Annotated in this window: 7 protein-coding genes; 2 read left to right on the top strand and 5 right to left on the bottom strand. The window is 64.9% G+C overall.

Going from position 1 to position 12,687, the window contains the following annotated elements:
• Positions 1-258 precede the first annotated feature (258 nt).
• Entirely contained in the window at positions 259-1,032 is a 774-nt protein-coding gene (locus tag B4M43_RS19460) for a ParA family protein (RefSeq protein ID WP_296269113.1), read from the top strand.
• Between the two features lie 315 nt (positions 1,033-1,347).
• Here B4M43_RS19460 and trxC read toward each other — a convergent pair whose 3' ends face one another.
• The 4 genes from trxC to B4M43_RS19440 are packed head-to-tail and all read right to left on the bottom strand — an operon-like array spanning position 1,348 to position 8,401.
• Positions 1,348-1,782 (bottom strand): thioredoxin TrxC, encoded by a 435-nt coding sequence (gene trxC, locus B4M43_RS19455; protein ID WP_296269112.1) that lies wholly within the window; start codon positions 1,780-1,782, stop codon positions 1,348-1,350.
• 28 nt (positions 1,783-1,810) lie between these two features.
• The gene (gene selO / locus B4M43_RS19450) at positions 1,811-3,271 is read right to left on the bottom strand and encodes a protein adenylyltransferase SelO (protein WP_296269111.1); all 1,461 of its coding nucleotides are present in this window, start codon (positions 3,269-3,271) and stop codon (positions 1,811-1,813) included.
• Positions 3,272-3,317: 46 nt separating this feature from the next.
• Positions 3,318-6,620 (bottom strand): mechanosensitive channel MscK, encoded by a 3,303-nt coding sequence (gene mscK / locus B4M43_RS19445; protein WP_296269110.1) that lies wholly within the window; start codon positions 6,618-6,620, stop codon positions 3,318-3,320.
• A gap of 38 nt (positions 6,621-6,658) precedes the next feature.
• Entirely contained in the window at positions 6,659-8,401 is a 1,743-nt protein-coding gene (locus B4M43_RS19440; protein WP_296269109.1) for a potassium/proton antiporter, read from the bottom strand.
• A 174-nt stretch (positions 8,402-8,575) separates the two neighbouring features.
• Here B4M43_RS19440 and B4M43_RS19435 point away from each other — a divergent pair, with 174 nt between their 5' ends.
• A complete protein-coding gene (locus B4M43_RS19435; RefSeq protein ID WP_296269108.1) occupies positions 8,576-10,606 on the top strand; it encodes a dermonecrotic toxin domain-containing protein in 2,031 nt (676 codons plus the stop codon).
• A gap of 162 nt (positions 10,607-10,768) precedes the next feature.
• On the opposite strand, the gene betA is transcribed toward B4M43_RS19435, so the two are convergent.
• Entirely contained in the window at positions 10,769-12,460 is a 1,692-nt protein-coding gene (betA, locus tag B4M43_RS19430; RefSeq protein ID WP_296269107.1) for a choline dehydrogenase, read from the bottom strand.
• Positions 12,461-12,687: the final 227 nt, after the last annotated feature.

The following is a 12,687-nucleotide window of genomic DNA, read 5'->3' as shown; positions in this document are numbered from 1 at the left end:
ACGTAGCCGATCACTGCCATTTGAGCGCATACAGCCGGCAGACATGCTCACACTGCTGTTCAGCAAACATTGGTTACAGGATCGCCAACGGCGCATCCCGTAACCGGTGACTTGCCACAGGCCATAGTTTCTGTAGGCATTGGCTGAAAAACTGTATGCCAGAAGCTTCGAGCTGAAATCGCTTCGCTGCCCCGACGCTAGTAATGCAACAAACCCCACCACATACTCGATCCTTCGTTGACAGAGGGAGGGCTTTCCATGCGGCGCGCGGTGTTCAATCAGAAAGGTGGCGTGGGCAAATCCAGCATCGCCTGCAACCTGGCGGCCGTCAGTGCCCATGAAGGGTATCGGACCTTGTTGATCGACCTGGACGCCCAGGCCAACTCCACCCAGTACCTCACGGGCCTGACCGGCGACGACATTCCCCTGGGCATCGCCGACTTCTTCAAACAGAGCCTGGCCGGGGGCCCGGCCGCCAAGAAGCACAAGGTGGACATCCACCACACCCCCTACGACAACCTGCACCTGATCACCGCCAACGCGGAACTGGCCGACCTGCAACCCAAGCTCGAGGCCAAACACAAGATCAACAAGCTGCGCAAACTGCTCGACGCGCTCGACGAAGACTACGAGCGCATCTACATCGACACCCCGCCCGCCCTGAACTTCTACGCCGTCTCGGCCCTGATCGCCGCCGACCGCGTGCTGATCCCCTTCGACTGCGACAGCTTTTCGCGCCAGGCGCTATACGGCCTGCTGGCGGAAATCGAAGAGCTCAAGGAAGACCACAACTCAGGCCTGGTCGTCGAAGGCATCGTGGTCAACCAGTTCCAGGCCCGCGCCAGCCTGCCGCAACAGATGCTCGACGAACTGCTCGGCGAAGGCCTGCCGGTGCTACCGGTGTACTTGGCCAGCTCGGTGAAGATGCGCGAGTCGCACCACGCCAGCCAACCGCTGATCCACTTCGATCCCAAGCACAAGCTGAGCCGGCAGTTCGTCGAGTTGCATGATGTTTTGGAGCGGCAAGCCTGATTCATAGGCGCCGCTGCCGAGTGTAGCGTCCAGCTTGTTGGCAGGACGCGACATCGATTGGAACCGCGTCGAGTCATTGCAGTACTCAAGCGCTAAGAGGGGCAGCATAGGAAATGGATACGGTCGTCGAGTCTATTCGGGACGAGGCAGGTATGCAGCGAGCGTTCAGGCGACTTGAGCACATCTTTCAAGCCGAACCGGGAACGCCTGAGGCCAATGAAGTGGAAGCTCTTGTGACACTCATTGAGGCCTATGAGTCGCAAGATCCCTCAATTTCAGAGTTCTTCTTGGCAAAGGTTCGAGAGCCCCTACTTTTTAAACCCCCTCACCCCCTAACCACTGCATCAACGCCTGCAACGGAAACGCCCCCGCCTGCCGCGCCGTTTCGCGGCCGTTCCTGAACAGGATCAGGCTGGGGATGGAGCGGATGCCCAGCTGCGCCGACAGTGTGCGGTTGGCTTCGCTGTCGAGCTTGGCCAGGCGGCAGCGGCCGTGCAGTTGCTGTGCAGCCTGGGCGAAGACCGGGGCGAAGGCCTTGCACGGGCCGCACCAGTCGGCCCAGACGTCGACCAGCAACGGCAGGTCGCCTTTGATCTGGCTGGGGTAGCTCTGCTCGCTCAGGTCGAACGGTGTGGCCAGCAGCACCGGCCGTTTACAGCGGCCGCACTTGGGCGCGTCGACGAGGCGCTCGGCAGGCAGACGGTTGAGGCCGTCGCAGTGGGGGCAGGGGATCAGCAGCGGGTTTGGCATGGTTGCTCCTGTAGAAACGGACGGCCTGTCACGACGAACAACTGATTTCCAGATGCTTGCCCCAATCCGGTGGCCGCTGCGCATAGGCCTGCATTCCGGGCTGTGCCTCGAAGGGCCGACTCAGCACCTGGTGCAGTTCGCGCACCACGCTGTAGTCGCCGGCCTCGGCCGCCTCGATGGCCTGCTGGGCCAAGTAATTGCGCAGGATGTACAGCGGGTTGACCGCATGCATACGGTCACGCCGACCTTCGGCATTGTTCGGTTCGCGCGCGCAACGGGCGCCATACGCCTCGGCCCACTGGTCGAACGCCGCCAGGTCGACGAACTCGTCGCGTACCACCTGCAAGGCCGCTTCCACCGGCTGCTCGCCCAGGTGGCGGAAGAACAGCGTGTAGTCCACGCCACCGCGCTGCATGCAGTGCAGTAATTGCTCGACCAGCGCCATGTCGTCTTCTTCGGCCGTGGTCAGCCCCAGGCGGCGACGCATCAGGTCGAGGTAATGGGCCTGGTACAGCGGCAGGAACAGGCTCAGCGCCTCCTGCAAGGCTTCCACCTCGATGAAGGGCGTCAGTGCCTGGGCCAGCGCACTCAGGTTCCAGTGTGCGATGGGCACCTGGTTGCTGTAGCTGTAGCGGCCGCGGTCGTCGGAGTGGTTGCAGACGAAGTTGGCGTCGAAGTCGTCGAGGAACGCGAAGGGGCCGAAGTCGAAGGTGATGCCCAGGATCGACATGTTGTCGGTGTTCATCACGCCGTGGCAGAAGCCATAGGCCTGCCAGTGGGCGATCAGCTCGGCATTGCGCTCGACGATGCTGCGGAACATCGCCAGGTACGGCAGCGATTCCTCTTGGCATTCGGGGTAGTACTGTTCCAGCACGAAGTCGAGCAGCTGCTGCGCCTGCTCCGGCTGCTTGGTGTAATAGAAGTATTCGAAGTGGCCGAAGCGCACATGGCTCTGCGCCAGGCGCAGGAGCATGGCGGCGCGCTCCTGGGTTTCGCGCCAGACCACGGTGCTGGAGCCGATCACGCACAGCGCGCGGCTGCTGGGAATGCCCAACGCATGCAGCGCTTCGGAACCGAGGAATTCTCGGATCGAGGAACGCAGCACCGCGCGGCCGTCGCCCATGCGCGAGAACGGCGTCTGCCCGGCGCCCTTGAGGTGCAGGTCCCAATGCTCGCCAGCCTCGTTGACCACCTCGCCGAGCAGCAGCCCACGGCCGTCGCCCAGGCGCGGGGTGTAGCCGCCGAACTGGTGGCCGGAATACACCATAGCCCGCGGCTCGGCCCCTTCCCAAAGCTTGTGGCCGCTGAACAGCTCGGCGAACAGCGGCTGTTCGGCGACCGCCGGGTCCAGATCGAGCAGGGCCATGGCGGCGGGGCTGGCCACTACCAGGCGCGGGTCGGCGATGGGGTCGGGCAGCACTTCGACCGAGAACGCATCGCCCAGGCGGGCGAAGCGGGTGTCGAAGCTCAATTGATCGAGGGTTTTCACGCGGCTTCTCCAGGTTGTTCTGGCGTCGGTCTAGGTGTGAGTGCCATCAGTCCGGCGCAGTGCCATCGGACTTGCGCGGATCGAGACCGATCGTCTGTTGCCGCCCGCCTTTGGTGTCCATCAGGAACACCTCCACCTGGCGCACGGAGATCTTGATGCCGTGCTCGCGGAACGCCTTGTCGATGTAGCGGTTGACCTCGTCCAGCGTCGGGTTGCGGTCGCCCAGGTCGCGCACGTGCATGCGCAGTTCGTGCTCCAGGGTCTCGCCGAAGTTGAGGAAGTACACCAAGGGCTCGGGGTCCTTGAGCACTCGCGGGTTCTCTTCGGCGCCCTTGAGCAGCAGTTCGCGCACCAGATCCAGGTCCGAGCCGTAGTCGATGCCCAGCTTGAGGGTAACGCGAGTGATGGTGTCGGTCAGCGACCAGTTGATCAACTGCCCGGTGATGAAGGTCTTGTTCGGGACGATGATGTCCTTGCGGTCGAAGTCGGTGATGGTGGTGGCGCGGATGCGGATCTTGCTCACCGTGCCGGACAGGTTGCCGATGGTGATCGTGTCGCCGATGCGCACCGGGCGCTCGAAGAGGATCATGATGCCCGAGATGAAGTTGGCGAAGATCTCCTGCATGCCGAAGCCCAGGCCCAGCGACAGTGCCGCCACCAGCCATTGCAGCTTGTCCCAGCTCACCCCCAGGGTGGCCAGGGTGCTGACGATGCCGACCCCGACGATCACGTACGACAGCAACGTGGTGATGGCATAGGCGCTGCCCTGGGCCAGGTTCAACCGCGACAGCACCAGCACTTCCAGCAGGCCCGGCAGGTTGCTGGCCAGGGCGATGGTGATGCCGCCGATCACCAGCGCGCCGAGCAGGTCGCCCAGGCTTATCGGCACCAGGCTGGCGGCCGCGCCCGTGCCGCTGCTGTATTCGTAGAGCGTGAAGTTGTTGAGGTAGGCGAACACGCTGAGCAGGTCCGACCACACCCAATACAGTGCAGCCATGAAGCCGCCGAGCAGTGCCAGGCGGATCAGGCGCAGCGACTGCTGGTTGACCTGTTCGATGTCCAGGGCCGGCTCTTCGATCACCACCTCGCCGTCGAGCCCTTCCTTGCTGGCCTGGCGCTTGCTGATCGCGCGCTGGTAGGCCAGGCGCCGCGCCGCCACCGACAGGCCGCGCATGAAGGCCGCTTCGATCACCAGCCAGAACAGCAGCAGGTAGAGGGTGTAGATCAGCCGGTCGGTGAGTTTGAGCGCGGTGTAGTAGTAGCCGAAGCACACCGCCACGAACAAGGCGATGGGCAGGGCGGTGAAGGCCACGCCCACGGCCTTGCGGAACAGCGAGGTGTCGCGGTGCGCCGGGCTGCTCAGCAGCAGGCGGCTGAGCAGCAGCGCCATCAGGGCGTAGCAGGCCAGGACCACGGCGATGCCGAACACGTCGTCGGCCAGCGCCGAGGGTTGGTGTTCGGCCACCGCCACCACGCCGACCAGGGCCAGCACCACGGTGCCCAGGCGCCGCACCCAACCGCGCAGGAACTGCACTTGCGGCTTGTACCAGCGGAAATGCACCTCGGCCACGCCTCCCGGAGAGAGGATGCGGTAGGCGGTATAGAACACCAGCCAAGCCTGCGCCAGTTGCCACAGGGCCGCGCCGAGGTTGCCGTTCTGCCCGCGGGCGTCGATCTGCAAGGCGTAGCTGCACAGCGCCAGGGCCAGGCTCAACGGCATGGCCAACAGAATGTTGATCAGGATCGCCTGGGGTGTGTGCCACTGGCTGTCGCGCTTGAAGTGGCCGATGTCCTGATGGACCTTGTTCAACTGCTCGTACAGATAGCTGCGCCGCCACAGCAGCGCGCCGATGGCCAGCAGCAACGGCAGGAACAGCAGCGGGTGCTGGGCCAGGCCGCTGCCCAGCTCGGTCACGCCGGAGGCCCAGGGCAGGCCGCCGATCTGTTCGACCAGGCGTTCGGGCGCATAGCGCAGCCATTCCACGTCCAGCGCCTTGTTGCTGGGAATCCAGAACATCTGCTCTTCGAGGGTGGTGCGCAGGTTCTGCGCCGTGCTGAACAGCTGTTTCTGATTGAGCTGCAGGGTGATCGATTCGTTGAGCACCGCCGACAGCTCGCGGTTGAGCCGCTCGAGCAGGTCGCTGCGGGTGATGGCCACCTCCAGCAAAGCCTTGCGCAGCGCCGGAGTGACGTTTTCCTGCGGCTGGTCGGCCAGCAGTTTCTCCACGTAGGCGCCCGGCGTGCTCATCTGCTCGCGCTGCTGGTTGACCTCGAACTGGTACAGACGGATGTCGGCGATCTGGTCGGCCAGGTCGCGGTCGAGCTTCAGATGCGGCAGCGCCTGCTTCTGCTTGTAGAGGATCTTGGACAGCAGCAGGCTGCCCTTGAGCACGTTGATCTGCTCGTCCAGGGCCTGGTCGGCCTGAGTGACGTTGTCGAGCTGCTGCTTGACGCGCAGGTTCTGCTGGGTCAGTTCGTTGAGGCGGTCGGTGCTCTTGAGCAGGTAGTCGGACAGCTCCAGGTTGTCGGCGCTCTCGCTGGCCAGCAAAGTGCTGCCACCGGCTTTTTGCGCTTCCAGCGACTGTTGGGTGACGGCCTGTTGCGACTGGGCCAGGCGTTTGCCGTTGATCAGGGTTTGCAGGTCCTGGATTTCCTGCTCCAGGCGTGCGGCCTTTTCGATCAGCAGGTCGTGCTGGGCGTTGCCCAGGTCTTGCAGCAGGCCGTTGCCGGCCAGCTCTCGGCGACGCAACTGGGTCAGGGCATTGAGCGAAGCCAGCTCCGCGTTGAGCTGGTTGCGCTGGTCGGCGCTGAGGGTCTTGCCGTTGTCCTTGCCTTGCTTGAGCAGGTTGTTGATCTGCTGGGTACGGCTTTGCGCGTTGCTGATTTCGGCCTGGGCGCGCTCGGGACGGGTCTGCGAGTTGATGATCAGGCTATTGGCTTCGGACAGCGCCTTTTGCAGGTCACCCTGCTGGGTGCTGCGCTCGCTGAGCAGCTGTTCGAGCTGCGGCACGTCGAGCTTGCTGTAGCGCTGCGCCACCGGCGCCGGCTGGCTGGCCTTGAGCTGGTTGAGCTGCTGCTGGCTGTCGTTGATTTCCTTGGGCGCGTCGGCCAACTGCACGCGCAGGGCGTCGAGCTTCTGCTGGCTGTCGTCGCGGCTGTCGAGCCAGGAAAGGGTCTTTTCCAACAGCTGTTGCAGCGCTTTCTGATCGGCCTCGGGCAGTTTGCGCTCGGCGATCTTGTCGAGGCTTTGCTGGACGCTGTCGCTGGTGGGCGCTTCGGCGGCCACGCCAGCCAGGGGAAGGAGCAGGCACAGCCCGAGCAGGGCTGTGCGGAGTACGCGCGGGAACATAGGCAGAATTCTTGAAATGCCGGGGCAGTGGCGAAGGTTTAGAGGAACAAGCCAGGACCGGGTCGGGCGCCCTCGGGGAATTTGACGCCGACTTTCATGATCTTGTTCCCCTCCATCAGCGCAATGGTCCACAGCGTGCTGTGCCATTCGATCTGGTCGCCCACCACCGGAGCGCCGCCGACCTTTTGGCGGATGAACTGCGCCAGCGGCATGCGGCTGTCCAGCCCATCCAGTTGCAGACCGTACAGCGCGGCCACCGCGCCCAGTTCGGCATCGCCTTCGAGCACGAAGTCGCCGAAGAAGCGCAGATCCAGCCCACGCTGCGGCGCCTGGCTGAACAGTTTGCCGAGGGCCGGCAGGTCGTGTTCGTGGCCGATCACGCAGAGCATGTCGTCGACCTGCAGCACGGTGCTGCCCGAGGGGTGCAGCAGTTCCTCGCCGCGGAACAGCGCGGCGATGCGCGTGCCCGGCGGCATCTTCAGCTCGCGCAGGGCAGCGCCGATGCACCACTTTTCCTGGCCCAGGCGGTAGACGAACAGCTCCCACTCGCTGGTGATGTGCACCTCCAGCGCGGAACGCGAAATCGGCGCCGGGTCGGGCGGCACGGTGACCTTCAGCAGTTTGGCCATCCACGGCAGGCTGGTGCCCTGCACCAGCAGCGAGATGAGCACGATGAAGAACGCCAGGTTGAAGAACAGCTGCGCTTGCGGCAGCCCGGCCATCAACGGGAACACCGCGAGAATGATCGGCACCGCGCCACGCAGGCCGACCCAGGCGATGAAGGCTTTTTCGCGGTCATGGAAGGCTTTGAACGGCAGCAGCGCGGCGAACACCGACAGCGGCCGGGCGACCACGATCATCCATAGCGCCAGGCCCAGGGCCGGCACGGCGATGGGCAGCAGGTCGTGCGGAGTGACCAGCAGCCCCAGCACCAGGAACATGCCGATCTGCGCCAGCCAGGCCATGCCGTCGAGCATGTGCAGGATGCCGTGGCGGCTGCGGATCGGCCGATTGCCCAGCACCAGGCCGCACAGGTACACCGCCAGGAAGCCGCTGCCGTGCAGGGCGTTGGTCAGGGAGAACACCACCAGGCCGCCGGCGATCACCAGGATCGGGTACAGGGCGCTGGCCAGGTGGATGCGATTGACCGCTTGCAGCATCAGCCAGCCGCCGCCCAGGCCCAGCAAGCCGCCGATGCCGAACTCGCGGATCAGGTGGCCGAGCAGGCTCCAGTGCAGGCCGGTCTGGTTGCTGGCGATCATCTCGATCAGGGTGACGGTGAGGAATACCGCCATGGGGTCGTTGCTGCCCGATTCGATCTCCAGCGTAGCGGTGACCCGTTCGTTCAGGCCTTTGCCGCCCAACAGCGAGAACACCGCCGCGGCGTCGGTGGAGCCGACGATGGCGCCGATCAGCAGGCCCTGGATCAGGCTCAGGTCGAACAGCCAGGCGGCGACCATGCCGGTCAATGCCGTGGTGATCAGCACCCCGACCGTGGCCAGCGACAACGCCGGCCATAAAGCCACGCGGAAACTTGCCACCCGCGTGCGCAGGCCACCGTCGAGCAGAATCACCGCCAGGGCCAGGTTGCCTACCAAATACGCGGTCGGGTAGTTGTTGAAGACGATGCCGCCACCGTCGACGCCGGCGACCATGCCTACGGCCAGAATGATGACCAGAATCGGGATGCCCAGGCGCGAAGACAGCGAGCTGACCAGAATGCTCGCACCCACCAGCAAGGCGCCGATCAGGAACAGGCTGTTGATGGTGCTTGCATCCAAGGGCGTGTACTCCAGCGTGTTGCGGGGAAAGGCAGACCTTGAGTGGGCTTTGGCTAGCAGGTCGCGTGCCAATCGATTCTAACCCGATGCCGATGCGGGCTGTAAAGTGATACCGAATGGTTCCCAGTAAAGGCGGTTTCAGTAGCGCACCCCTCACTCAGGTTGCCTATCGCCATGAATCCAAAAGATATTCCTTCCCTTGCCCGAATCACCCAACGCCTGATGGCGCAGTTTCCCGACCTACACGGCCTTGCGCGTCGGGCTGCGGGCCACTTGGTGGAGCGTCAGCTGGGTTACTGGCTCGATCCCGACCGGCTGTACTGGCACACCTTTCCATCCGCTGCCAGCAGCCCGCTGAGCTACACCGGCTGGCGCCACCGTGGGCCGCCGCAGCGTTCGATGACCCTGACCGACCTGGTCCTCCAGCGTTTCAGCGCGCAGCAGCAGGCCGCAGCCGACGAGTTGGGCCTGTATGGCGGTTTCTATCGAGTGGATGCCAGCCACGCCGATTACGACGAGCGCAATGAGGTTCGGCTCAGTGCCGAGCAAGTGCTGCTGGCCTTGTGGGACATGGATTTCGCCGGGCGTTATGCCCAGGCCCTGCAACGCTTCCAGGCGCAGCGCGGCGATGACTACTGCGTATGGGCTCGTGCCCGCTTTCTGGCGGCGGTCGGCCGCAGTGCGTTGAGCGTGGCCGAGCGGCGCGAGGTGCTTGCCGCCACCCTTGTCGTTCCCACGCTGCCCAGTAGTACGGACGCATTGCGGCAGGCTTTCGCATCGACCCAACGCACGGGCTGGTACGCGCTGTCCGCCACGACGCCCTTCGTCCAGCCGCTGTTCGTGCGTCGTCTCAAGAACGGCAGGATGTGCCTGTACTCCACAGACGCGGCCATCGGGCTGGAGATGTTCGAGAGCCGCCAGACACTTGCCGCTTCCCTTGCCGGCAAGGCCGTCGCCAGGCGGTCGAAAGCGGTGCTTGGCGATCTGTTCGTCCACCTGCGTGACAGGCTCATGAGCGAACTGGTCAGCGATGCCCACGAGCGCCTCACAACCAACGCGCAACTGCGCAAAGCCAAGTGGCTGGCAGGTTTGGAGACAGCCGGCGTGCTGATCGCCCCCTTGGCACCGTTTGGTTGGCCTGTCGTTCTCACATCGTTGGGGCTGAGTGCCGCAACCCTTGGCTTGCACCTCGACCGTGCGCTCACAGGGAAGGCGGCGTGGCGCTCGGCGGCCTGGTCGGCTGTGGTGTTGGACATGCTTTTCATCCTGCTCGATGCGGCCATGATGCGTGCCGGCGAGCTGTTCGAGGAAGGACGCCGACCGCTGTCGGTGGGCGGGTCCGAACCCTCGAATGAGGACGCTTTCGACTGGACGCCCTACATGGCGCCAGCGGCCGACGAACTGCTGGCCAGGTCAGATCAGGCATTGGCGCGCCAGCAAGCGCAGCTGACGGAAGTGCCTTGGGCCGATCACGAAGCGGTGGGTGCCGGCGGTGCATACCTGGACGCGTTCAGCGAACCTTATGCCGTCTATCGCGACGAACTGGGCTTCGGCTCCGCCGCCATCAGCGAGTACACCAGCGCGCCGGAGCGCTATAACCGCCTGTGGCAGGGACTGCCCCTGGACGGCACCCGGGCCGAGAACGTTCGGCGCAGCCAAGCGCTGGCACGCGCCCTGGGCCAGATCGGGGCGAGCAGTGAAGTGCCTTTGTACCGGGCGGGGTCGCATGCGCGAGGGTCGGGGATCGTCACGGCAGGCGAGCACGCCATTGGGGCGGGTGACGTGCTGGTGACCACGGACTTCACCTCGTTCACCGAAAATCCCTATGCGCTTTGGGAGGTGTTCAACGATCCGCAGGCGCAGGTCAGCGGCGCCACGGCGTTCGACGATGGCGCAGTGGTCTACGTTCTGGAGCCGGGGCCGTATGTCAAGGCGACGCCCATTGCGCCCTTTTCGAGCCGGCCGGACGAAGCCGAGGCGTTGATGCTGCCTGGGCGCCATCTGCGGGTCAAAAACCTGCGCGCCGTGCAGGCCGACACCTATCGATTCACCGAGGTGCGTCTTGAGGCGTTGGCGCAAGCGCCGGAGGGAGCATCGCTACGCGAGATGCGTAGCGGTGCGGTGTTCGACCGGCAACGGCTGGCCGAACGGTTGGGTACGGACGACGACGCGCTGATGCGCACGTTTTTTGCGCTGCCTACCTGAGCCAGGAGGCGGGAGGGAGCGCGTGGGGGCACTGCCGGACAGCCACCCCGGGTATTGCGCCGTCCTAGTGGGGTGGGCCGGCGTTGCCGGCGACCGGGAGGGCAGCTGATCGCTCTTGCCTGGCCGATCGGCACTGCTCACTCCACGGTCCAGCGCCGGGTATCAGCCCTGCTGGACCTCACGCATCGCTTTACCTTTGACCGGCGCGCCATTGGCCACGTGGTAGGTGGCGGTGCTGCGCGGCAATGGAGCGCGGTTGCGGATCTTGTCGGCGATTTTCTCGGCGATCATGATCGTCGTGGCGTTGAGGTTGCCGGTGATGATGATCGGCATGATCGACGCATCCACCACGCGCAGCCCTTGCATGCCGTGCACGCGGCCCTGACCGTCGACCACCGCCATGTCGTCGTCGCCCATCTTGCACGAGCAGGACGGGTGGTAGGCCGTCTCGGCGTGCTCGCGGATGAACTTGTCCAGTTCCTCGTCGGTTTGCACGTGCTCGCCCGGGCTGATCTCGCGGCCGCGGTACTGGTCCAACGCGGGCTGGGCCATGATCTCGCGAGTCAGGCGGATGCCGTCGCGGAATTCCTGCCAGTCCTGCTCGGTGGCCATGTAGTTGAACAGGATGCTCGGGTGCTGGCGCGGGTCTTTGGATTTGACCTGCACGCGACCGCGGCTAGGCGAGCGCATCGAGCCCATGTGCGCTTGGAAGCCGTGCTCCTGCACGCCCTTGCTGCCGTTGTAGTTGATCGCCACCGGCAGGAAATGGTACTGGATGTTCGGCCACTCGAACTCGGGGCGGCTGCGGATGAAACCGCCCGCTTCGAACTGGTTGCTGGCGCCGATGCCGGTGCCGTTGAACAGCCATTCGGCGCCGATGGCCGGCTGGTTCCACCACAGTAGCGACGGGTACAGCGAGACCGGCTGGGTGCAGGCGTATTGCAGGTACAGCTCCAGGTGGTCCTGCAGGTTCTCGCCGACGCCCGGCAGGTCGTGCACCACAGGGATGTCGTGGCTTTCGAGCAGCGCGCGCGGGCCGACGCCGGAGCGTTGCAGCAGTTGCGGGGTGGCGATGGCACCGGAGCTGACGATCACTTCCTTGCGTGCGCGCACTTCGATGCGCTCTTCGCTGTCGCCGTGCAGGTAGGTCACACCCACGGCACGCTTGCCGTCGAACAGGATGCGGTCGCTCAGGGCATGGGTGACGATGGTCAGGTTCGGGCGCTTCTTGGCCTGATCAAGGTAGCCACGGGCGGTGCTGGAACGGCGGCCGTTCTTGGTCACCGAGCGGTCCATTGGGCCGAAGCCTTCCTGCTGGTAGCCGTTGAGGTCGTCGGTGCGCGGGTAACCGGCTTGCACGCCGGCTTCGACCATGGCGTTGAACAGCGGGTTGTTGTCGGGCTTGGGCGTTGCCACGCTCAACGGGCCGTCGCCGCCGTGGTAGTCGTTCGGGCCGATGTCGCGGGTTTCGGCCTTGCGGAAGTACGGCAGGCAGTCGAGGTAGGCCCAGTCTTCCAGGCCGGGCAGCTTGGCCCAGCCGTCGAAGTCCATGGCGTTGCCGCGGATGTAGCACATGCCGTTGATCAGCGACGAACCGCCCAGCCCTTTACCGCGGCCACATTCCATGCGGCGGTTGTCCATGTGCGGCTCCGGATCGGTCTCGTAGGCCCAGTTGTAGCGGCGGCCTTGCAGGGGGAAGGCCAGCGCGGCCGGCATCTGCGTGCGGAAGTCGAAACGGTAGTCCGGGCCGCCGGCTTCGAGCAGCAGCACGGTGGTGCCGGCGTCTTCGGTCAGGCGGGTGGCGAGGGTGTTACCGGCCGAGCCGGCACCGACGATGATGTAGTCGTATTCCATGAAAAAGCTTCCTCCGGAAGCAATGGCGGGCTTCGCGCTTCAGGCTTCCCGTGGAAGCGGCGCGAAGCTCGCGCGATGAATGGGGATCAGGCGGGTTGCAGGCTTTGAGCGGTGCGCATGGAGGTCGGTTCGAAACCTTCGAGCGCCAGGGTCGGCGATCGGTGTGGGTCTACCGACAGCCGTCCAACGCCAGCCATTGCGCGCGTCCTGCACGTGTGTGCCGGCGG

Origin of the sequence: Pseudomonas sp. UBA6562, assembly GCF_002434265.1 — a bacterium.
Taxonomy (GTDB): domain Bacteria; phylum Pseudomonadota; class Gammaproteobacteria; order Pseudomonadales; family Pseudomonadaceae; genus Aquipseudomonas.
The sequence above is the reverse complement of the archived record's forward strand: the minus strand, read 5'-3'. Positions and strand labels throughout refer to the sequence as shown.

Coding starts and splice junctions, on each gene's coding strand:
- B4M43_RS19435 (WP_296269108.1), top strand. CDS start 8,576: ATGAATCCAAAAGATATTCCTTCCCTTGCCCGAATCACCCAACGCCTG.
- betA (WP_296269107.1), bottom strand. CDS start 12,460: ATGGAATACGACTACATCATCGTCGGTGCCGGCTCGGCCGGTAACACC.
- trxC (WP_296269112.1), bottom strand. CDS start 1,782: ATGCCAAACCCGCTGCTGATCCCCTGCCCCCACTGCGACGGCCTCAAC.
- mscK (WP_296269110.1), bottom strand. CDS start 6,620: ATGTTCCCGCGCGTACTCCGCACAGCCCTGCTCGGGCTGTGCCTGCTC.
- B4M43_RS19460 (WP_296269113.1), top strand. CDS start 259: ATGCGGCGCGCGGTGTTCAATCAGAAAGGTGGCGTGGGCAAATCCAGC.